This is a genomic window from Micromonospora sp. NPDC005707 (assembly GCF_040631005.1).
Lineage (GTDB): Bacteria > Actinomycetota > Actinomycetes > Mycobacteriales > Micromonosporaceae > Micromonospora.
On sequence record NZ_JBEXYR010000007.1, the window covers coordinates 41,142 to 62,658 of the forward strand.

The 21,517-nt window shown below is 74.1% G+C and carries 17 protein-coding genes; 4 read left to right on the forward strand and 13 right to left on the reverse strand.

Annotated elements, in window-relative coordinates:
- Positions 1–6 precede the first annotated feature (6 nt).
- The 4 genes from ABZ452_RS15360 to ABZ452_RS15375 form a co-directional block, all read right to left on the reverse strand.
- Complete coding sequence (locus ABZ452_RS15360) at positions 7–1,017, reverse strand: multicopper oxidase domain-containing protein (protein WP_357942939.1); 1,011 nt, start codon at positions 1,015–1,017, stop codon at positions 7–9.
- 11 nt (positions 1,018–1,028) lie between these two features.
- Positions 1,029–1,307 carry a hypothetical protein gene (locus ABZ452_RS15365; RefSeq protein WP_357942941.1) on the reverse strand — a complete coding sequence of 93 codons (279 nt, stop codon included), beginning with the start codon at positions 1,305–1,307 and terminating at the stop codon, positions 1,029–1,031.
- Positions 1,308–1,320: 13 nt separating this feature from the next.
- Positions 1,321–2,580, reverse strand: a complete 1,260-nt coding sequence (locus ABZ452_RS15370; RefSeq protein WP_357942944.1) for a multicopper oxidase domain-containing protein — start codon at positions 2,578–2,580, stop codon at positions 1,321–1,323.
- A gap of 72 nt (positions 2,581–2,652) precedes the next feature.
- Positions 2,653–7,785, reverse strand: a complete 5,133-nt coding sequence (locus ABZ452_RS15375; RefSeq protein ID WP_357942946.1) for an IPT/TIG domain-containing protein — start codon at positions 7,783–7,785, stop codon at positions 2,653–2,655.
- A 246-nt stretch (positions 7,786–8,031) separates the two neighbouring features.
- Between ABZ452_RS15375 and ABZ452_RS15380 the strand changes: the two genes are divergently transcribed.
- Both ABZ452_RS15380 and ABZ452_RS15385 read left to right on the forward strand, forming a co-directional pair.
- Complete coding sequence (locus ABZ452_RS15380) at positions 8,032–8,700, forward strand: response regulator transcription factor (RefSeq protein WP_357942948.1); 669 nt, start codon at positions 8,032–8,034, stop codon at positions 8,698–8,700.
- The gene (locus ABZ452_RS15385) at positions 8,681–9,760 is read left to right on the forward strand and encodes a HAMP domain-containing sensor histidine kinase (protein ID WP_357942950.1); all 1,080 of its coding nucleotides are present in this window, start codon (positions 8,681–8,683) and stop codon (positions 9,758–9,760) included. Before ABZ452_RS15380 ends, ABZ452_RS15385 begins: the two co-directional genes overlap by 20 nt.
- A 19-nt stretch (positions 9,761–9,779) precedes the next feature.
- On the opposite strand, the gene ABZ452_RS15390 is transcribed toward ABZ452_RS15385, so the two are convergent.
- The 6 genes from ABZ452_RS15390 to ABZ452_RS15415 form a co-directional block, all read right to left on the reverse strand.
- A complete protein-coding gene (locus ABZ452_RS15390) occupies positions 9,780–10,754 on the reverse strand; it encodes a lysylphosphatidylglycerol synthase domain-containing protein (protein ID WP_357942952.1) in 975 nt (324 codons plus the stop codon).
- Positions 10,755–10,983: 229 nt separating this feature from the next.
- The gene (locus ABZ452_RS15395) at positions 10,984–12,249 is read right to left on the reverse strand and encodes a serine hydrolase (protein WP_357942954.1); all 1,266 of its coding nucleotides are present in this window, start codon (positions 12,247–12,249) and stop codon (positions 10,984–10,986) included.
- A 23-nt stretch (positions 12,250–12,272) separates the two neighbouring features.
- Positions 12,273–12,692, reverse strand: a complete 420-nt coding sequence (locus ABZ452_RS15400) for a protein-tyrosine phosphatase family protein (protein ID WP_357942956.1) — start codon at positions 12,690–12,692, stop codon at positions 12,273–12,275.
- 108 nt (positions 12,693–12,800) lie between these two features.
- The gene (locus ABZ452_RS15405) at positions 12,801–13,418 is read right to left on the reverse strand and encodes a hypothetical protein (RefSeq protein WP_357942958.1); all 618 of its coding nucleotides are present in this window, start codon (positions 13,416–13,418) and stop codon (positions 12,801–12,803) included.
- Positions 13,419–13,431: 13 nt separating this feature from the next.
- Positions 13,432–15,216 (reverse strand): DUF4012 domain-containing protein, encoded by a 1,785-nt coding sequence (locus tag ABZ452_RS15410; protein WP_357942960.1) that lies wholly within the window; start codon positions 15,214–15,216, stop codon positions 13,432–13,434.
- A gap of 128 nt (positions 15,217–15,344) precedes the next feature.
- Complete coding sequence (locus ABZ452_RS15415) at positions 15,345–16,568, reverse strand: glycosyltransferase family 4 protein (protein ID WP_357942962.1); 1,224 nt, start codon at positions 16,566–16,568, stop codon at positions 15,345–15,347.
- Between the two features lie 144 nt (positions 16,569–16,712).
- Here ABZ452_RS15415 and ABZ452_RS15420 point away from each other — a divergent pair, with 144 nt between their 5' ends.
- Positions 16,713–17,300: a low molecular weight phosphatase family protein gene (locus ABZ452_RS15420; protein WP_357943686.1), complete on the forward strand. Its 588-nt coding sequence runs from the start codon at positions 16,713–16,715 to the stop codon at positions 17,298–17,300.
- Here ABZ452_RS15420 and ABZ452_RS15425 read toward each other — a convergent pair.
- Positions 17,281–18,735: a polysaccharide biosynthesis tyrosine autokinase gene (locus ABZ452_RS15425; RefSeq protein WP_357942964.1), complete on the reverse strand. Its 1,455-nt coding sequence runs from the start codon at positions 18,733–18,735 to the stop codon at positions 17,281–17,283. The two genes, ABZ452_RS15420 and ABZ452_RS15425, sit on opposite strands and share 20 nt — an antisense overlap.
- A 346-nt stretch (positions 18,736–19,081) precedes the next feature.
- On the opposite strand from ABZ452_RS15425, the gene nhaA reads away from it, so the two are divergent.
- A complete protein-coding gene (nhaA, locus tag ABZ452_RS15430; RefSeq protein WP_357942966.1) occupies positions 19,082–20,383 on the forward strand; it encodes a Na+/H+ antiporter NhaA in 1,302 nt (433 codons plus the stop codon).
- A 72-nt stretch (positions 20,384–20,455) separates the two neighbouring features.
- Here nhaA and ABZ452_RS15435 read toward each other — a convergent pair whose 3' ends face one another.
- The gene (locus ABZ452_RS15435; protein WP_357942968.1) at positions 20,456–20,662 is read right to left on the reverse strand and encodes a hypothetical protein; all 207 of its coding nucleotides are present in this window, start codon (positions 20,660–20,662) and stop codon (positions 20,456–20,458) included.
- A gap of 163 nt (positions 20,663–20,825) precedes the next feature.
- Positions 20,826–21,413 (reverse strand): TMEM165/GDT1 family protein, encoded by a 588-nt coding sequence (locus ABZ452_RS15440; RefSeq protein WP_357942970.1) that lies wholly within the window; start codon positions 21,411–21,413, stop codon positions 20,826–20,828.
- Between the last annotated feature and the right edge of the window lie 104 nt (positions 21,414–21,517).

Below are 21,517 nucleotides of genomic sequence, written 5' to 3' on the forward strand. Positions count from 1 at the left end.
GCCTGATCACGCCGGGCATCCGGCGGGCGGGTCGATGCGGATCAGCGTCATCATTCCGCCGAAGCTCGCCCCGTAGTTGGTGGCCTGTTCCAGCGCGTGGCTGTGCGCGACGTGGTAGTACTCGCCGCACTGGTTGTTCTGCACCACGCCGGGCGGCAGCTCGCCCGGCTCACCGCCGAGGTACGGGTTCTCCGCGAACCAGGTCTCCGGGCCGGGGCCGACGATCTGGTCCTGCAACGAGGGCAACGGCACCGGGATCGGGTTGCCCTGCGGGTCCCAGTGCTCGGCGTCCTTCCAGATCATCAACGTGTCCACGGTCTGCCCGGGCGCCACGTCGATGAGGAAGTTGGAGTAGGAGAGATCCTGCCCGCCGGCGCCCTGCGCGGGCCGGCCGTCCCGGGCGATGAGCTGCTCGTCGCTGCCGTGCGGGTGGAACGGGTAGCTCACCGAGCCGGCGTTGAGATAGCGGATCAGCGCCGGCTTCGGGTTGCCCACCGGGTCGTACGGGCGGATGTGGATGAGCGCCCCGTACGGCTGGGCGGGCAGCCAGTCGGCGTGGTTGGGCGCGATGGTGTCCGGCATGCTGCGCCCGTTGATGGTGAAGTAGCGGGCCTTGTAGCGGGTGAAGTCGTAGGCCCGGTTCCGCTCGACGGCGAGGTGCAGGTCCGGGTCGATCTCGCCGAGCAGGTAGAGGTATTCGCGGTCGGGGTCGAACGCCGAGTCGGCCCGGTCGTTCTCCCGCTCGGGGTGGCCGGCCGGGCGGACCACGAGGGCGCCGTAGAGGCCCATCTGCACCTGCTTCTGGACGTCGGTGCCGGACTGGTAGAGGTAGGTGCCCGGCGAGCCGGCCGTGAAGGTGTAGGTGACCGAACCGGTGTTGGCGGCGGCCGTGGTGGTCAGCGAGGTGAGGGTGCCGGCGGCGTCGGTCTCCGGCTGGGCCGGCTGGCCGTCGGCGAGCACCTGGACCTGGCCGGGGAAGGTGATCGAGGTGGGCTCGGGCAGGCTGTTGTGCAGCACCACGGTCACCTTCACCCGGCAGTGACGCAGAGCGTCGGGCCGGGGAGCTGGAACGCGCCGCCGCCGGCCGCGTAGCTCCACATGTAGATGGTGTTGCCGTCGGGCATGGCCGCGTACCCGCCGGTGGCCGTCAGGTCGAAGGCGTTGTCGCCGGCGCTGAGGCACTCCAGGCCGGCGGGCGGGCTGGCGGCCGATTGACTCGGACCGGGGACGACGAGCACGGCGACGATGGCCGCGACGAGCGGCACCGCGCTCAGCCGCTTCCACCGGCCGCGGTCGAGACGAAGCATCGGAACCCCCATCTCAGGCGTTCGCCCGGGTCTGCGCCGGCAGGGTGCCCGGCGGGGAGACCCGGATCTCGGTCAGCTGCCCGCCCCGTCCGCCGCCGGCGTTGGCCAGCGACATCAGGTCGCGGTCGTAGAGCAGGTACGTGCCGGGGTCGGGCGCGGTGAAGATGACGTCCCGGCTCTCCCCGGGCCCGATCTGGACGGTGTTGGTCACCTGGTACTCGGCGCTGCCGTCGCGGCCGCGCAGGAGCGCGGCGTCCTTGCCGACCACCAGCAGGTCGACGCCGTCCACGGTGACGGTGTGGTTCTGGTAGCCGAGGTTGGCCAGCCGCAGCAGCACCCGCTCCCCCGCGTTCGCGGTGATCAGCGAGGAGATCGGCTGGTAGCGCAGCCGGCCGGCGGCGGCGCTCATCGGGTCGCCGTTCGGGGCCAGGGTGTCCGGGTGGCAGCGGCCGTTGAAGGCGAAGAAGGACGGCTTGTAGTCGGTCCAGTCAGTGGTCTGGATGTGCGCGTCCCGGTAGTGCGCCTCGGCCCACACCTCGGTGAGCATCAGCGCGAACTCCCGGTCGTACCGGGTGGTGCCGTCGCCGTCGTTGTAGACGTACCGCCCGGGCGGCACGTCGGCGGTGCCGGCGTTCTGCGCCGGGCGGACGTAGACGATCCCGGTCATGCCCATCTGCACGTGCTCGACGTCCTCGAAGTGGCAGTGGTACATGTAGGTGCCGGCGTCGTGCGGGCGGTAGAAGTAGGTGAAGTCGCGGCCGATCGGCACCGAGATGGACAGCTCCGGCACGCCGTCGAACAGCGGGATGGCGTTGCGGAAGCCGTGCCAGTGCACGGTGTGGCCGTCGGTGAGGTCGGGGCGGACCGACAGGCCGAGATTGGACAGCGTGATCCTGATGTCGGTCTCCTGGTCGAAGCCGAGCAGCGGGGCGCTGATCTGCGCCTTGCCGCGCTGGGCGGTGACCTGGGTGGCGGACAGGCCGGTGACGTCGCGGAAGCCGAAGACGTAGAGGTCGGCGCCGGCTGGGGCGAGCGGATCGGGCCAGAACGGGCTGATCGGCGGGGCGCCCTGCGGCATGGAGACCCAGCCGTCGGTGGCGGCCAGGTGCAGGGTCGCGGTCGGGTTCGGGACCGCGCGGGGCAGCACCGCGGCCGGGCGGCGGAGCTGGGCGTCGGAGCCGCGCTCCGGCAGGACCGCCCAGGTGCCCAGACCGGTGACGCCGGCCAGCAGGGCACGCCGGCTGACGCTCGGCTGCCGTACGGGATCGGTCACGATCTCCTCCTCGGTGGGTGGGGACGGGCGGGATCCGCGGGCGTCCGGTGTGGGCCGGCCGCCCGCGGACGGTCAGGGCAGTTCGTCGGCGCCGGCGTCCGGCCGCGTGGTGCTGCGCGACTGGCCGTCGATGTCGACCGTCGGGGCGGTGACGGTGAAGGTGCCGTAGGTGCGGGAGGCCACGCCGAGGCCGCTGGCCGGCGAGGCGGCCCCGGCCAAATGCCAGTCGCCCATCTGCGTGAGCGGGACCTGCTGGAGCACGATCACCGCCTGGCGGAACGACGGGAAGGTCCGCGAGGTCAGGATCTGCACCGACACCGGGAACGGGCTGCGGAACGCCGGGTCGAGGCCCACCCGGTTGGTGCTACTGAGCGTGGTGCCGGTGGTGTCCTGGAGCACCGAGTTGGTCGGCGTCAGCGGGCCCACCCCGTCGGCGGAGCCCATGTCCCAGTGCCGCACCGGTTCCGCGGCGGGTGCGTCGGCGGCCCCGATGCCGGTGACCCGGACGCCGTTCCACTCCCCGGCCCGGTTGTCCCAGAAGATGTTGTTGAACAGCTTCGGCTTGCTGAAGGTGGGCGAGCCGCCCGGGAGGGTGGCCTGGAGCTGGTCGCTGTTGGCGGTGGTGGAGAGGCCGGCGGGAGCGGCCCGGCCGTCGCTGGTGGCGGCGGTCGCCGTGGTGATGTTGCCGGCCACCGTGTTGTTGACCATCCGGACGTCCGGGGCGTCGTCGAGCGCCACACCCGCGCCCTCGTGGGTGGAGATGTTGTCCACCACCATGTTGTTCGTCACCGAGACCGGCACGTTGCCGGCCTGGAGCAGCCGGATGCCGCCGCCGTCGTCGTTGGCGAGGTTCGCCTCCACCACGTTGGCGTCGATCTCGACGGCCCCGGAGCCGGGTGACAGTTTCGTCGGGTCCGACGGCAGTTCCCCGGCCACCATGATGCCGCCGGCCTCGTCGTACGACTGGTTGAGCCAGATCCGGTTGGCGGCGATCCGTCCGTTGTAGGACAGGCCGTAGTGGCTGATCCCGCCGCCGTACTCGGCGGAGAAGTTGCCGCAGACGGCGTTGTGGTCCACCGAGTACGCGTTGCTGCCGGCGAAGATGCCGATCCCGCCGGCCAGGTTGGTGCCGCCGTTGTCGCGGATCTGGTTGCGGGAGATGCTCACGTGGTCGTTGCTGGTGTTCAGGTACGGGGTGCCGACCCGGATGGCGCCGCCGTAGGAGCCGCTGTTGGCGACGATGACGTTGTCGGTGATCCGGGTGTAGTCGGCGCCGCCGTGCAGGTAGACACCGCCGCCCTGGGTGACCACCGCGCCGGGCGCCCCGTACGGGGTCGTCACGCCACCGGTGACGTCGTTGACGTTGCCGGCGAAGTCCGACTGGTTGCCGCCGGTGATCCGGAAGCCGTCGATCGTGACGGGGTTGCCGGCGCCGAACTGGCCCGACCGGGCCAGCACGGTCACCACCGCGCCGTCGGGCACCGCCTCCGGGCCGAGATGCGGCAGGGAGCCGACCAGATTCAGCCAGGCGGTGCCGGTCGGGTTGTCGATGCCGAACGCCCGCCCGTCGAGGATGGACCCGGCGACCGTGGTGTTGTCGGCGTACCGGCCGCCCGGGCCGACGCCCTGGAGGCGGACCGAGGAGTGCACGACCACGTTCTCGTAGTAGGCGCCGGCGGGGTTGTCCGGCCCGGGGGTGTTCGGCCAGACCGCGACCACCGCGATGCCGCCGGTGGCGGCCGCCGCCTCCAGCGCCGACTGCACCGCGCCGTAGGTGGTCTCCCCGGCGCGGACGGCCCACGCGGGCGGCTTGACCTGGAACAGCCGCGGGTTGGCCGCGCCGCCGACGCCGGTGCCGGTGGTGGCGCCGAGGAGCTGGAAGGTGAGGCCGTTGGTGGTCGTCCGGCCGCCGGCGGCGGTCACCCGCAGCTCGGCGGGGCCGACCGAGCCGCCGGTCAGGGTGACCTCGATCCTCCGGTCGGACCAGGAGGTGACGGTCACCGTCGGGTCGGTGCCGGCGGAGTCGAGGACGACCGCGCTGCCCGGCCCGCGGGCGCCGAACCCGGTGCCGGTGATGGTGACCCGGCGGTCGGTGTCGGTGCTGCGCAGGAACGGCCGGGAGACCGCGAAGAGCTGGGGAACGTCCCCGGCCGGGTCGCACTGCACCGCGCCGAGCCGCCCGGAGCCGGGTGAGATGCCGACCGCCGCGACCGCGGTGGGCGCGGTGTCGGTGACCGTGTAGAGGCCGGGCCAGGCCTGGAAGTTGGTGGCGATGGTCCGGTAGCGCGGGTTGTAGTTGCCGTTGAGGTGGCCCGGCTGGCCGGGATCGTTGCCGACGAAGCGGTACATGTTCGGGCACGGGCCGGCCGGCAGCGGGCAGTTGTAGGTGCTGGTGGACGGCTCGATGGCCTCGTACATGCCGTTGAAGTCGGTGTCCACGGTGTCCACCAGGCGGCCGGCCCAGTCGTACAGGCCCACGGGGATGTCCGGGATGCCCTCGGCCTCGCCGTAGTTGGCGCTGCGCCGGTCGTGGGTCAGCCCGAGGTCGTTGATCACCAGGCCCCAGAAGTGGGTGGGCAGCGGCACCGGGGTGAACAGGTTGAAGTTGGGGGCGCTGGCCTGCCCGCCCCGGACCTCGACGAGCTTGGTGTCGCAGAGCGGACGCCGCTGGCCCTCGAACGGGCTGCCGCCGCCGTCGAGGAAGCCGGGGTCGGTGACGTGCACCGTGTGCAGCGCCCCGGCGCAGGACGAGGTGATGCCGTTGCCCTGCGACGGCGGCTCACCCGGGTCGGGCTGCGGGTCGGGCGGCGCCGGCTGGTCGGCGGCCTGGTCGGGCGCGGGCGGGAAGTTCTCCTGGGGCAGGAAGCCGTCGCCGTCGAAGACGTTGACGTCCTCCTCCCGGGTGGGCTGGTAGATCGGGCCGCCGCCGACCGGGTTGGTCGGGCTCTCCACGCTGACCAGGTAGTCGTCCGGCACCAGCGGCTGGGTCTCGCCGTCGGGCAGCGGCGCGTACAGCGGCAGGTCGTGGTCCGCGCCGGGGTTGGCCGGGTCACCCGGCGGGATCAGGTTGAGCTTGGAGTCGGCGAACGCGTAGTTGCCGTTGACGGTCTGCCCGAAGTTGGTCGGGTCGTTGTCGGTCGGCGCGGCCTGGAAGCCCATCATCGGGGCCTCGACGCACATCTGGTTCGCCTCCCGGCCGAAGTCCGGCAGGGCGAGCTGGTCGGTGAGCGGGCGCCCGTCGAACATCCGGGCGGTGCAGCCCCGCCCCGGCTGCCAGGTCTCCGAGGTGTACGCGTCGTTGAGCTCCGGGCCCCTCTTCAGCGAGCCGTCCGCCTCGCGTACCGGGTCGCCGTCGGCGTCCCGGACCACCGCGTACAGGTGGACCTCGATGCCGGGGATGCCCGGCTGGTACGGCTCGGTGGCCGCGTTCGCCGGGTCCAGCTCGTTGCGGGTGGTGTCGTAGGTGACGGTGCCGGCGATGCCGCCGTTCTCCGCGCCCTGGTACGGCTGTACTCCCCAGTCCACCCGGCCGGAGAGCCCGATGATGGGCAGCACGTCGACGTCGACGGCCGCGCCGCGCAGCGTGGTGGGTTCAGGCTCGTTCGGCGCCTGGTAGGTGATGCCGGTCGTCTTGTAGCGGGTGTTGAACGCCTCCAGCACCAGCCACTTGGTCAGCGGGTACGCCTCCTTGATGGCGTAGTGGCCGGCGCTGTCGGTGACCACGCTGTTGGTGGCCTGGTCCATGAGGGAGTTGTCGCGTTCCTTGAGCACCACCGGGAAGCGGGGCACGCCGCTCTCTCCCGGGTCCTGCCGGCCGTTGCCGTTGGTGTCGACGAAGACCGTGCCGGTGATCTCGGTGAACCAGCCGACCAGTGGCTTCGCGCCGATGTCGACGGTCTTCCCGCCGCTGACGGTGACGTTGAACGAGTCGAGCAGCATCTCCTGCGGGCCGTCCCAGAGGGTCAGCTGGTAGTCGCCGTCGGGGACGTGCGGGATCCGGAACGAGCCGTCGGCGGCGCCCCGGTCCAGGTAGACCATCCGGTCGCCGTCGCCCAGGTCGGACAGGGCCACCCAGGGCCGGGCGACCGGACCGGCGATCTTCGCCCCGGCCACCCCGTCGGCCGGCAGCGTCACACCGCCCTGACCGCCCACATAGGTGTACGCCTGCACGACGGTGCCGGTGACCGCGCCCGCGGCGGTGCCGGTGAGGGGCTTCGGGGCGACGAAGCCGAAGTCGACGTACGGCACCGGCTCGCCACCCAGGCTCTGCTCGGTGTCGTAGCCGGTGTCGGCCTCCTGCACCCAGACGTCCCAGTCGTGGCCGCCCTCCAGGGTCGTGGTCTGCACCCAGGTCTGTCCGCCCGGCGCCACGACCGAGGCCGCGTACCGGTCGGGGCCGAGGTTGGGGATGGCGATGTCGCCCTGTGCGTCGCTGCGGCAGCCGGTGGACTCCCGCGCGATGACCGGCCGGCCGTCGGCGAAGACGACCTGGCCGGCCGGGTGGGTGGCGTCCGGCGCGGTGTGCCGGTACTCGGTGCAGAGCGGGTTGCCGTAGTAGTCGACCGTCACCTCACCCATCACGTCGGCCAGGTGGGCCGTGAAGCCCGCGAGCCCGCGTTCGGCGCCCACCTCGTAGGTGCCGTCGACCGGGACGCTGTCCTCGAAGATCCGCAGCCGGACCGTGCCGAGCGGCAGCGGGTACGGCTGCATGCCGACGGTCACCGCGCCGGTCCGTCCCGCGGTGACGGTGAAGTGCTCGCCGTCGATCTTGTAGCCGTCGGCCGTCACCGAGATGAGGTAACGGCCGGCGGGCAGGCCGTCCAGCGCCGTACCCGAGGAGAGGGTGTCCTGGTCGCCCTGCGCGACCACTGGGACCGCGCCCGGGGTGTTGCGAATGGACGGCCAGCGGCAGTGGTCGGCGAAGTCGGCCGCGCTGGCCACCCCGGCCCGCGCGGGCAGGCAGTGCTCAAGCGCGTCGTGCGGGTCACCGGTGTCGTCCGCCGTGATCATCCAGCGGTAGTCGGTGACCGCGTCGCCCTGCTGGATCTGCGGCGCCGGCCCCACCGTACGGGCGCTGACCACCGCCAGGGTGAGGGCGCCCGTGGTGGGCTCGGCGGCGGCCGGGCCCGGTGGCACCACGAACCCGACGAGCAGCAGGCAACTGGCGGACACGAACCAGCGCGGCCAGACGGAACGACCCGGCATGCCCTCACCCCCTCGGTCAACGGAAGGCGGCCGCGACAACGTGCGGCCGGGCCGGTGTCAGGAGCATGCGCAGCGCGGGCCCACCAGTGACCGCTTATGACCACGCCGTCATGTGGTCGTCATCCGGGCGGTGACCGGTCGTGTCGGAACGGCGACACCAATCCACCCCGTTCGGCGGTGGCGCGAATCAGGATCAGACCGGCTTCATTGAGTCACCAGATAGTCGCCGAGGTCTGTGGGGGCACGGTGGGACGGGTACTGGTGATCGAGGACGACGAGCGGATCGGCCGGCTCGTCACGCGGGCGCTGGAGGGCGGGGGCCTGCTCACCGAGCGGGCGGCCTCCGGCACGGACGGCCTGAACGCCGCGCTGCGCCGGGACTTCGACCTGGTCGTGCTGGACCTGATGCTGCCCGGGCTGGACGGCCGGCAGGTGCTGGACCGGCTGCTGGCACAACGGCCCGGGCAGCCCGTGCTGGTGCTCTCCGCGGTGCCGGAGGTCAGCACCCGGGTCGCCGTACTCGAGGCGGGCGCGGCGGACTTCCTGGGCAAGCCCTTCGCGGTGGCCGAGCTGCTGGCCCGGGTACGCGCCCGGATGCGCGGCCGGCCGGCCGGTGACGCCGGCCGGTGGCTGCGGGTCGGCCCGGTGCAACTGGACCTGCACCGGCGGCGCGCGACCGTCGACGGGGTCTGGGTCGACCTGCCACTGCGGGAGTTCCTGCTGTTGCAGCACCTGATGACCCGGGCCGGCCGGGCGTGCAGCCGGGAGGAGCTGCTGTCCGACGTGTGGGGCCTGGACTTCGACCCGGGCAGCAACGTGGTCGACGTCTCGGTGCGCCGGCTGCGCGGCCGGCTGGACCGCACGGACCGGATCGAGACGGTGCGGGGCGTGGGCTATGCGTACGCCGCCGACTGACCGCGCGCTCGCCTGGGCCTGGATGCTCTTCGCCGCGGTCAACGTGGCGCTGATGTGGTTCCTGCCCGGGCAGGAGACCGTGCCGTTCCACCTGGTCTGGATCAGCCTGGCGCTGGTCTACGGCTTCACCACCTGGCCGCTGGGATGGATGGTGGGCGCGCTGGCGGGGGTCACCAGCACGACCGGGGCCATCCTGGCGCACCACGCGGCGGTCGGCGAGATCCGCTGGGAAGAGACCGCCGAGGAGCCGCTGATGGCGGTGATCTTCATCGTGATGGCCTGGCACGTGCACCGCCGGCACGTGCTGCTGCACGAGATGCGCCGGATCGGCGAGGCCGAGCGGGACCGGGCGCACCGGCAGGAGTTGCTGGTACGGCTCGCCTCGCACGAGCTGCGGACGCCGCTGACCATCGCCCGCGGCTACACCGAGCTGCTGCGCGGCACCCACGACGACCCGTCGACCGTCGCGGACACCGCGGTGATCCTCGACGAGCTGGACAAGGCGACCCGGATCGCGCACCGACTGGTGACCCTGATGCAGCTGGAGCGGCAGCACCCGATCCGCCCGGTCGACCTGGACGTCGAGCTGGCCCGGATCGCCAAGCGCTGGGCGCCCGCCGCCGACCGGGACTGGTCCTGCCGATCGGCGGTCGGGTTGACCCGGGTCAACCCGGAGCGGCTGGAGGCGGCGCTGGACTGCCTCATCGAGAACGCCGTGAAGTTCACCCGCCCCGGGGACCGGATCGCGCTGGTGGGCCGGCGGGACGCCGCCGGGTGGACGGTGGAGGTGGTCGACTCGGGGGCGGGCATCCCTTCGGAGGCCGTCCCCGAGCTGCTCGCCGGGGGGCCGGGCCTCCCCACCGCGACCGGCACCGGCCTCGGGCTCGCCATCGTCCGGGCCGTCGCCGGCGCCCTCGGCGGCACGGTGGTGGTCGGCAGCGGACCGGACGGGGGCGCCCGGGTCGGCCTGCGGGTGCCCGAGCCGCAGCCGGCCGGTCACCCCTGGCCGGAGCCGGTCCGCGCCGAGCCGACCGGCCCGGTGCCGCTGGCCTCCGGCTGACACCAGCTCCCGTCGGGCGTCACACCACGCCGCGGCGCAGGAGCAGGCGTAACGCCACGTAGCCGGGCAGCACCGGCAGCCAGAAGGTGGCCAGCCGGTAGACGAGCACCCCGGCCACCGCGGTCTCGGTCCGGACGCCGTAGAGCAGCAGGCCGGAGACCAGGGCGGCCTCGGTGGCGCCGAGCCCGCCCGGGGTGGGCGCCGCGGTGGCCGCCCCCTCCCCCACCACGCACACCAGCGCCACCGGGGCGAGCAGCGCCGACTCGGCGGGCAGCCCGACGGCGAGCAGGGCCAGCCAGAGCGCGGCGGCGTAGGCCAGGGTCAGCGCCACGCTCACGGTCAGCAGCGGCACGGCCCGGCCGCCCCGGACCAGCGCGCGCAGGGCGTCCGCGACCTGACGCCGGGCCGCCCGGAGCCAGGCCCGCCACCGGGGCACGGCGAGCGCCACGGCGACGGCCAGCAGCAGGGCGAGCACGGTGAGCAGCACGGCCAGGCCGCGTCCGGCGGCGGCGTCGACCAGGTGCCGGCGCGTCCCCCGGGTGAACGGCAGCAGGACGGGCAGCAGCAGGGCCACGCCGAGCACCCCGGCGACCCGGTTCACGGCGACCGCGGTGGCCGCCGCCGGCACGGTCAGTCCCTGCCGGTGCAGGTACCGGAGGCTCAGCGCGGCGCCGCCGAGCGCGCCGGGCGCGAGCCGGTTGACGAAGGCGGCGGCCACCTGGACGGCGACCGTGCGGCCGAGCGGCACCGGGGCGGCGACGGCGAGCCGCAGCGCGAGCGCGCTGAGCAGATAGGTGGCGGCCGCGGCGAGCAGTGCGCCGGCCACCGCGAGCGGGTCGGCGTGCCGCAGGGCGTGCAGCGCGGCGCGTACCTGGCCCAGTTGCGGCAGCAGGAAGTGCACCAGCAGGCCGAGCATGAGCAGCAGGATCACGTTCCGCGGGGTGATCCGCAGGGCTCGGGCCAGGCGGCCGAAGGGCGGGTGGCTCCGGCGCATCGCCGGCGTCAGCGGTGGGTTCCCGGGCGCGCCCGCACCGCCGCGGGGGCGCCGGGCGTGGTTCCGTCGGTTGGCCGGCTGTCCCGCATGACCCGACGATAGGGCGACCGGCCGCCGGAACGGGCGGCATCGCCGGCGGTCCGCCCGACCGGTACGCGGGTCGGGCGGGTGTCAGGCGCGGCGGCGGCCCGTCCGGCGGGAGCGGCCGCGGCGGCGGCCCGGTCGGGTGTCAGGCGCGGCGGCGGCCTGTCCGGCGGGAGCGGCCGCGGCGGGCGGCCAGGACGGCCACGAACCCGCCGACGGTGAGGGCGAGCAGGCCGGCGGCGGGCACGATGACCTGCCAGTCGCCGTCGGCCATGCGGCGCAACGCGGTCCCGGCCGGCCCGCGCCACTGCGGCGGCGGGGTCGGGCGGGCCGCTGCCGGGGAGCCGCTCGGGGCGACGCGCTCGGCGTCCAGCTCGCCGGGGTCGACCAGCCGGCCGACCGAGGCGTCCCGGGGCAGCGAGAAACCCCAGTCGAGCAACTGGGCGCCCTGCTGCCAGCCGCGCGCCGGGCGGGACTCGGCGCCGAGCAGGGTGACCACGAGCCGCCGGCCGCCGCGCTGGGCCGCGCCGACGAAGCTGTGCCGGGCCCGCTCGGTGAAGCCGGTCTTGCCGCCGAGGGCACCCGGGTAGCGGTAGATCAGCTGGTTCTCGTTCTGGATCTGGAAGCCGCCCTTCTTGAGCGCGGGCTGGGCGGGGATCTGGGTCCGCTCGGTGAGCGCGTAGCGGCGGAACCGCGCGTCGGCGAAGCAGGCGCGGGCGATCAGCGCCAGGTCGTACGCGCTGGTGAACTGCCCGGGACCGTCCAGTCCGGACGGCGTCGCGGCGTGGGTCTGGCGGGCGCCCAGCCGGTGCGCCTCGGCGTTCATCTCGGCGACGCCGGCGCGGGCGCTGCCGGCGCCCAGCCGGGCCAGCATGTTCGCCGCGTCGTTGCCGGACTGGAGCAGCAGCCCCAGCCAGAGCGTCTCCACCGGGTAGCGCCCGCCGACGAGCAGGCCGACGGCCGAGCTGCCCCGCTCGATGTCCAGGTCGGCCCTGGTCGCGGTGGCCACCTGCTTCGGGTCGAGCCGGTTCAGCAGGGTGGCGGTCAGCAGCAGCTTCTGGGTGCTCGCCGGGATTCCGTACTCGTGCGGGCCGCAGGCGCCGAGCACGGCGCCGGTGTCCAGGTCGGCGACGAGCCAGGTGGTGGCCGTGACCGCCGGGGGCGCCGGGCTGCCGGGTGGCGCCACCAGGCCCGCGGTGGCCAGCGCGTCACCGCCGACGGCCTGCTCCTCGGGCACGGACGGCGGCGGGGTGGGACGCGGCGGCCGGGTCACCTTCGGCGCCGGCAGCCGCGGGCAGGGCACCGCCGCCGCGGGGGCGGCGGTCACCGGCGGCGCGGCGTGTGCCGGGGCCGGCGCCCCGCTGGCGAGCACGGCGAGGACGGTGGTGGCGGCCAGGACCCGGGCTCTCATGAAGAGGCACCCTACCGAGCGGCTCAGCTGACGCCGCGCAGCCATCGGCGCTGCCACGGGGTCTCCACCGCGCGCGGGTGGTAGCCGGCCCGGACCCAGGTCACCGCGGGCTCGGGGTCGAGCCCGTCCAGAACGGCGAGCGCGGCGAGGGCCGTGCCGGTCCGGCCGACACCGCCGTGGCAGGCGACCTCGACCCGCTCCCCCGCGTACGCGCGGCGCCACGCCTCCCGCAGCGCGTCGAGCGCGTCGGCGCGGTCCAGCGGCAGCCAGAAGTCGGGCCAGCGGATCCGGCGGGCCGGCCAGGCCGGGTCCGGCCCGGGGGCCAGCAGCAGGGCGAAGTCGGCGGGCGTGGCGGGCGCGGCGACGCGCCGCCCGCGTACGGTGGCGCCGCCGGGCAGCACCAGCAGGCCAGCGCGGTCGGTCCACGGCTGCGTCGGGTCCATCCGGTCATTGTGCGGCGTCGGGGGGCGGCAGGCGCGACGGTGCCCGCCGGATCTGGTCCGGCGGGCACCGTCACGAACGGTCCGGGCGTTGCCCGGGATGCCGCTGGGTCAGCGGGAGCCGATCCCGAAGCGACCGCGCCGACGCCAGGCCAGGGAGAGCAGCACCAGCACCGCACCCGCGCCGGCCAGGCCGCCGCCGAGCTTCACCGGCGTGCTGAGGCTGTCACCGGTCACCGGCAGGTTGCCGCCGCCGTGCGGGGGCCGGTGCGGCCGCGCCGGGTAGACGATGCCCGTGGCATCGTCCGTCCGAGTCCCCTGGGTGGCGGTGAAGTGGTGCCGCCCGGTCCGGCTGGGCTTGTAGGTGACGGTGAAGGTGCCGTCGTCGCGCGCCGTCACGGTGAACGCGGTCGGCGCCGGCTGCGGCTGCTGGTAGGCCACCGCGCTCATCGCGACCGTGCTGCCGTCGCTGCGGCGGACCGTCCCCTGGGCGGGTGCCGCGTTGGGGTTGCCGCTGATCTCCACGTCGAACCTGACCTCGCCGGGCGTGAAGCCCGTGCCCGTCAGGGTGAAGGTTCCGCCGAGAAAAATGGTCGGCGGCTCGATGGTCAGCGACACTTCCGTCGGCGGGTACACGGGCGGTTGCGGCTGCGCCGCGCCGGCCGCGGTCGGCACGGCCGCCACGGCCAGGCCGACCGTGAACGCCATGATGATGCGGGATAGCCGCATGATGGATTCCCTCCTACTGATCACAGCTTGGTGCGGAAACAACTTGGGTGGTCCATGGGGTGACGGTTGGTGTGAGCACCAGCTCGGCAGTGCCGGCGCTCGTCTTGCCGGTGAGCAGGGTGACGTCGAGGGTCCGGGTCCGACCCGGCTTGACCTCCACGTTCGCCACGGTCACCTGGCGGCTGCCGGCGGACCCGCTGCCCATCGCGGTGTCCTTGCCGTCCAGCCGGCCGCCGAGCACCGCCCCTCCGGTCGGCGTGTACACCGACACGAGGGTGCGGGCGGTGTACGGATCGCCGGAGAGCGCGAGGCCGGTGACCGACTCGGACAGGCCCGACCGCGGGACGGTGGAGTGGACCGTGACCCGCAGCCGCAGCTCGCGGCGCCCGTCCGGCTGGCAGTCGCCGACCGTCACGGTTGCCGAGAACCTCAGGTAGTAGCCGAGCTTCGCGCCGCTGCCGTCGTTGAGGAACACGCCGACGGTCGGCACGATGTCCTTCTCGCGGAGCTTCCCGGCCAACCGGCTGTCGCCGAGGACCCGCTGCTCCGCGGGATGGACACTCCAGAACAATATCCGGCGTTCAGCAATAGAACGGTTGAAAACGGTCAAAAGGGCACGGGGATTTACCGCCTTGGTGAAGAGGGTGTCGAACACCGCGGACGCCGCCTGCGCGAAGAAGGCGTCCTGCGCCTTGGTGTCGAGCGTCCGGTAGGTGTCGCTGAGCAGGGTCCGGACCACCGTGCTGCCGGCCAGGCTCGGCTGGCCCGGCACGGTGACCGGCCCGATCACGCCGAGCAGGTACGACAGCACCAGCGGGTCCACCGCGAGCACGCCGTCCACCTCGGTGCCCGTGCGCCGGCGGACCATCTCCCGGTAGAGCGCCGCCGCCGTCGGGAAGTCCGGGCTGAGGTTGACGTCCGCCGGGAACATCCCCGGCAGGTCCTTCCAGAGGGTCCGCAGCTCCTGGCTCACCGGCAGCGGCGGTGTGAAGGATCCGAGGCTGCTCGCGCTCTTCTGGCCGGACAGCCGGATCCGGCCACCCTCGGCCCGCAGCACGGCGTACGCGCCGAACATGCCACCGGTGGCACGCAACTCCGCCGGGTTCTGCGAGACGAGCAGATAGCTGCGGGGGCCGTCGGCGCCGAGCAGCGACGGCAGCAGCCGGGCGCCCTGGTCCGCGGCGGAGGTGAGCTCGCCCAGCCGGTCCAACTCGGTCCGCAGCCCGGAGACCGCGTCCCGCACCTGCCCGACGAGGTCGTCGGTGGACACCGCGCGCAACCGCTCGCCGGTCTGCCGCACCGCCCGGTCGGCGGCGGAGACCTCGGCCGAGACGGAACGCAGCCGGCCCAGGTCGAGCTTCCCCTCCTTCGGCACGAGCGAGGCGAGGTCGACCCGGAGCAGGGTGGGGAAGGCGAGCCGGGCCAGGTCGTCCACGGCCACCGCGATCTGGCGGACCGCGGCCAGGTCGTCGCCCGCGTACGGGGCCTGCTGGCCGAGCCACCAGCCCGGGTCGCCCGTGGCGGCCCGGGCCGAGGCGGCCTGCTCCTGGAGCGCGGCGAGGGTCCGCTGGGCCCGGGCCACGTCGCCGCCGACCACCTGGGTGCTCAGCTCCTGGGCCAGCCCGGCGGCGTTGAGCAGGTGCGCCCGGGCCTGCCAGCCGCGGAACCCGACCCAGCCGCCGGCGGCCAGCAGGACCGAGACGACGACCAGCCCGACGAGCAGGATCCGGCGTACGCGGGCCCGGCTGCGGCGCCGGGAGCGCCGCCGCCGGCGGGGCAGCCCACCGCTTTCCGTCACACCACTCTCCCGTGGCTCGAAATCGGACACCATTGACGATTGATCGCTTTCTAGCACGAATTTCCACCGCTTCGTGGCGTTATCACGCACTTAACCCCGGTGTGGCGGTTTCGTGAGATCCGCTCCGGTCAGCGGCGGGCACCCTGGGCGCGCGCGGAGACCTCGCGCAGCAGGCCCTCGATCCGGTCGACGCCGGCCCGCAGCGACATCTCGCGCAGGTACGCGTCCCGGCCCCGGCGGCCCATGTCCGACCGGGCCGCCGGCGGGATGGCCGAGGCGAGCCAGAACCGGTCGGCCAGCGCCGCCCAGTCCTCCGGTGGGCAGGACAGCCCGGCCCGCGCCCGTTCCACGAGCGCCACCGTGTCGCCGCTCGCCGACGCGACCACCGGCGCGGCGCAGGACAGCGCGGCCTGGAGCTTGCCGGGCACCATGCCCCGCAGCTCGGGCAGGTCACGCAGCATGACGAGCTGGTAGTCGGCCGCCGCGTACAGCTCCGGCATGTCCAGTGGGGACCGCCGGTCGACGAACCGCACGTTGTCGGCCCGAAGCTCGGCGGCGAGCCCCCGCACCCGCCGCTCCTCGGCCCCCGAGCCGACCAGGACCAGGTCCATCCGGTCGTCCAGCGCGGCCACCGCGCGCACCGCGGTCTCCAGCCCCTGCCGTACGCCGATCGTGCCGGCGTGCATCACCACGCACCGGCCGTCCCGGCGGATCAGGTTCCGGGCCGCCCGGCTGGGCTCGGTCGGGCGGAAGATCCGCTCGTCGGTCCAGTTCAGCACCACCCGGACCCGGTCCGGGTCGGCGCCCCCGGCGACCACCAGGTCCCGCATGGAGGGTGCGGTGACCGCGACGGCGCCCGCCTCCTGGTAGATCCGGCGCAGGGTGGCGTCCAGCCGCCCCGACCACCGGCGGGTCTCCCCCGCCCGGGAGGGCTCCTCCTCCGGCCAGACGTCCTGCACGTGCAGCACGGTCGGCGCCCGGCCGAGCAACCGCAGCAGGCCGGCCGCGGCGAAGGTGACCGCCGGGAGCTGGAAGACGTACAGGGCGTCGACGTCGCCGAGGTAGCGCCGGCCGGTCAGCGCCACGCTGCCGGCGAAGGAGAGCCAGCTCGCCATCCGCGCCGAGCCGTCGCCGGCCGCGTACCGGGGCACCCGCCGGACGGTCAGCCGTTCGCTGTGCGTCTGGTGCCGCCAGCGCTGCCGCCAACCCGGATAGACGTGCCCGCCGGGATAGTCCGGGAAGCCGGTGAGGACGCGTACCTCGTGGCCGCGGGCGGCCAACTCCTCGGCCAGGCTGCCCGGGATGAACGCGGGCTCGGGCGGGAAGTGGTACGACAGGATGCCGATCTTCATGGCCGCCCTCCCGGCGGGGCTTCCCGGCGCGCGGGGCCCGGCACCCCGTAGGATGCCCGCATCCCCTCTGCGTCCGGCCGCGACCGCCGGAACACCGCCGTCGCGGCGCCGTGTCCCGCGACCGTGCCGACGAGAGGGGTGCAGATGGTCGACGGGGTGCTCTTCGTCTGCCACGCCAACATGTGCCGGTCCCCGATGGCGGAGTTCATCGCCCGCCGGCTGCTGCGCGACCTGCCGGTCGCGGTGACCAGCGCGGGCACCGACGCTCTCGACGGGGCGGCCATGCACCCGTACGCGGTCGAGGTCGCCGCCGGGACCGGCGCGGACCCGGCGGCGTTCCGCACCCGCCGGCTCCGCCCGGAGCACCTGACCCGGGCCGCCCTGGTGCTGACCGCGACCCGGCGGCAGCGCTCGGTCTGCACCGCGCTGGCCCCGGCCGCGCTGAGCCGGACCTTCACGCTCCGCCAGTTCGCCCGGCTGGCCGCCGCCGCCACGGCGGAGGCGGCGGAGGCGACCGAGCCGGCCGAGCCGGCCGGCCCGGTCGCGGAGTCCCCGCTGCTGGCCGCCGTCGTGGCGGCCGCCCGCGCCCGGGGGCGGCTGCAACCCGCCACCCCCGACGCGGACGACCTGCGCGACCCGATCGGCGGCTCGCCCGCCGACTTCCGGCGCTGCGCCGAGGAGATCGAGCGTTCGATCCGACCGGTGCTCGCGCTCATCGGGACAGCCGGGTGAGTTCCTGGGTGTGGTCGCCCACCGGGGCCTGCTCCCCGCGCCGGGCCACCCCGGCCCGGTCGGTGGGCACGGACGGCCCGGCCGGCGGCACGACCACCTTGTACGCCTCGTACTGGTAGGCGTCCGCCTTCGCGACCTTGGCCATGTTCAGCACGCAGCCGAGCAGGCGCACCGAGACCGAGTGCAGCGCGTGGGCCGCGGCGGCCACCTGGCTGCGCGAGGTGCGCCCCTGCTGGGTGACCAGCAGCGCGCCGTCGGCCTGCACGGCCACCACCACGCCGTCGGTGACCGCGAGCAGCGGTGCGGTGTCGATGACCACGATGTCCGCCGACTCGCGCAGTGCCACCAGCAGGTCCGCCATCGCCTTGGAGCCGAGCAGTTCGCTGGGGTTGGGCGGGGTGGCGCCGCTGGGCAGCACCAGCAGGGACTTGTCGCCCCACCGCTGCACCACGTCACCGACCTGGACGTCGCCGACCAGCACGTCGGTGAGCCCCACCCCGCCGTCCAGGCCGAGGTAGTCGGCGACCTTGGGACGCCGCAGGTCGGCGTCGATGAGCAGCACCCGCCAGCCGGCCTCGGCCAGGGCGATGGAGGTGTTGCAGGCCATCGTGGTCTTTCCCTCGCCCTGCAGCGCGCTGGTGACCGCGATGACCCGGGCGGGCTCGTGCACGTCGACGAAGCGCAGGTTGGTCCGCAGCTTGCGGACCGCCTCGGCGCGCGGCGAGTTGGCCGCCTCGCCGACGATCAGCGGGGCCGCCTTGGCCCCGGACTCGAACGGGATCTCGCCCAGCAGCGGGCTGCCGGTGACCCGCTGGAGCGCGGCGGCGTCCCGCATCCGGACGTCGGCCAGCCCGCGCAGCACGGCCAGCCCCGCCCCGAGCAGCAGCCCCAGCAGGCCGCCGATGACGAGGTTCCGCACCGGCTGCGGCGAGACCGGGTTGGAGGTCACCCGGGGGCCGCTGACGACCTCCAGCTTGATCGGCGGCGCCTTGCCGTCCGGCGGGGTCTCCACCTTCTGCACCAGCTCGATGAACTTGGCCGAGAGCGCCTCGGTGGTCTTCAACGCCCGGGTCTGGTCGGTGTCGGTGACGGTGGCCTTCAGCAGCACGGTGCCGGCCTCCGTGGAGGTGGTGATCCGGCGCTGCACCTGGTCGGCCGTGAGCCCGAGCGGCGCCTCGGCGACGACGCTCTGTGCCAGCCGGTCGCTGGTGAGCAGGTCACCGTAGGACTTCACCCGCTGCTGGAGGAAGAGGCTGCCCTGGTAGGCGTCGGTGACGCCCTGGCTCGGCGTGGTGACGAAGAACGTCACCGAGGCCTCGTAGCGGGGCGCCGTCCGGACCGTCACGAGGGCGGCGGCGCCCAGGGCGACCATCACCGTGACCAGCACGATCCACCAGTGGCGTCGGACCAGGCGCAGATAACCGAGAACGTCCATCACGCTCCCCCTCGCGACACGCCGGTCTGCCGATGAAACTGCACGAAAGCCCCCCTAGAAACCCCAGTACACGTGCCAGGATCAAAAACGCCTATACATGACGGTAAGCGACTTGACGAATGTAAACGATCAGAACCGCACGGACGGTCTAAATCCCTCCATTCCGGAGCACATATCCAGGCAGCCCATGGATCGTCAGGCCGCCGGAGCGGCGGTCCTCCTCCTGTTAACGCCGGACTCGGCCGCGTGGTGCGGCCGGGCGGCCGGCCGGATAGGGTCGGAGCTGGTGTGCCGGGAAGTCTGGTCGGCGACGACTCCGCCGACCCTTCTTCCGGAACGGACACGCATGACCCAGCGCCCCTCGCCGTCCCCCCGCCTGCTGTCCCGCCGGTCCTGGCCGGAGGCCCGCTTCCTGGCCGACGTGCTGCGCGCGGAGACCGTCGGCGGCGGACTGCTCCTGCTCGGTGCGCTGATCGCCCTGCTCTGGGCCAACTCCCCCTGGCGGGCCGCGTACGCCGGGCTCGGCGACTGGGTGCCGTGGCCGGGCGGCGCCGGGCTGCACCTGGACCTCAGCCTCGCCGCCTGGGCCGCCGACGGCCTGCTGGCGATCTTCTTCTTCGTGGCCGGCCTGGAACTCAAGCGGGAGTTCGTGGCCGGCGACCTGCGGGACCCGCGCCGCGCGGCGCTGCCCGTGGTGGCCGCGCTCGGCGGCATGGTCGTGCCGGCGCTGGTCTACCTCGCGGTCACGCTCAGCGCCGGCGGGACGGGCCTGCGCGGCTGGGCCATCCCCACGGCCACCGACATCGCCTTCGCGCTCGCCGTGCTCGCGGTGATCAGCTCACACCTGCCGCAGGGACTGCGGGCCTTCCTGCTCACCCTCGCGGTGGTCGACGACCTCTTCGCGATCGTCATCATCGCGGTCTTCTACACCGCCGACTTCCACCCGCTGCCCCTGCTCGCCGCGGTGCTGCCGATCGCCGTCTTCGCCCTGCTGGTGCGGCGCGGGCACACCTGGTGGTGGGCGCTGATCCCGCTCGCGGTGGCCGCCTGGGCGCTGGTGCACTCCTCCGGCGTGCACGCCACGGTGGCCGGGGTGCTGCTCGGCTTCACCGTGCCCGTACGGCCGACCGGGGGCGGCGGGCCGGGGCTGGCCGAGCGTCTGGAGCACCGCTGGCGGCCGGTCTCCGCGGGCCTCGCGGTGCCGGTCTTCGCGTTCTTCGCCGCCGGGGTGTCCCTGGTCGACGTCGACCTGGGAGCGGTCCTCGCCGACCCGGTGGTCCTCGGCGTGGCCGCCGGGCTCGTGCTCGGCAAGGCGGTCGGGGTGTTCGGCTCGACGTTCCTGCTGGCCCGGTTCACCCGGGCCGAACTCGACGAGGAGATCACCTGGGCGGACCTGGCCGGGCTGGCCCTGCTGGCCGGCATCGGCTTCACCGTGTCGCTGCTCATCGGCGAGCTGGCGTTCGGGCCCGGCAGCCCCGAGGACGAGCGGGTGAAGGCGGCCGTACTGCTCGGCTCGCTGGTCTCCGCCGGGCTGGCCTCGACGGTGCTGATCCGGCGCAACCGGGTCTACCGGCGGATCAGCGAGCGGGAGAGCCGCGACTCCGACGGCGACGGCGTCCCGGACGTCTACCAGGAGCGGCCGGCCTGACCCACGCGCCGGCCGCTCCCCGCGCCACAACCCGCACGGGGTGGCTCGGAGGGGCGGCCGGCGCGTGCCGGTTCAGCGGCGGCGGTCGGCCGGGCGCTCCTCGACGCGCCCGTCGGTCTCCTCCTCCAGCGCGTCCGCCACCGGCTCGGTGAGGTCGTCGCCCGGAACCGCGATCTCCTCGACCCGGTCCTGCTCGTCGGGGCGCCCGCCCGCCGGCGGCTCGGGAGCCGTGGCGCCCCCGGCGAAGCCGTACTCGTTGGGCTCGTCGTGCCTGCTCATGCGCGGGACCTCCCGGTCGTCCGGTTTCCTCTCGTGGCGCACGCCAGGCGGTGGTCATCACCCGCCGCGGCGTCGCCGGAATGTGCATACCCCGCGGACGCGGTCCTCGATCATCCGCGGCCGGTTCCGCCACCACCGGGTGCGGCGGAACCGGGCGGTGGGCTCAGGTCAGCTCGGCGACCGCCTCCAGGACCAGCCAGAGGCCGGAGATCGCGAAGAGGACGGCGGCGCCGTACCGGATGGCCTTCTCCGGCAGGTGCCGGCCGAGCAGGCGGCCCACCAGGATCGCCAGGGCGTCGGCGGCGACCATGCCGAGGGTCGAACCGAGCCAGGTGCCGAACCAGCCGTACTTGGTGGCCAGGGTGATGGTGGCGAGCATGGTCTTGTCGCCCAGCTCGGCCAGGAAGAACGCCACACCGACGGCGACGATCGCGTTGCGGCTGCTCTTCTCCGCCTTGCGCTTCTCCTCCTCGGTCAGCTTGTCGCCGCGCAGCGTCCAGGCGCCGAAGCCGAGGAACGCCAGGCCGGCGACGAGCGAGATCCACTCGGTGGGCAGGGCCGCGTGGAGGCCGTACCCGATGGCGACCGAGGCCAGGTGCACGATCGCGGTGGCGACGGTGATGCCGATGAGCACCGGCAGCGGCCGGAAGCGGGTGGCGAACGTCAGGGCCATGAGCTGGGACTTGTCGCCCAGCTCGGCGACGAAGATGACGCCGAAGCTGACCACCAGCGCGACGAGGAAACCGTCCATGTGAACCTTCCCGATCAAGCCGGGAGGAGGTACAGGGGCGCCCTCGACCCGGCTGCGACAGCCTGAGTCGAAGGTCTCGCCCGCCCCGGCGGACCGGGGCCGCG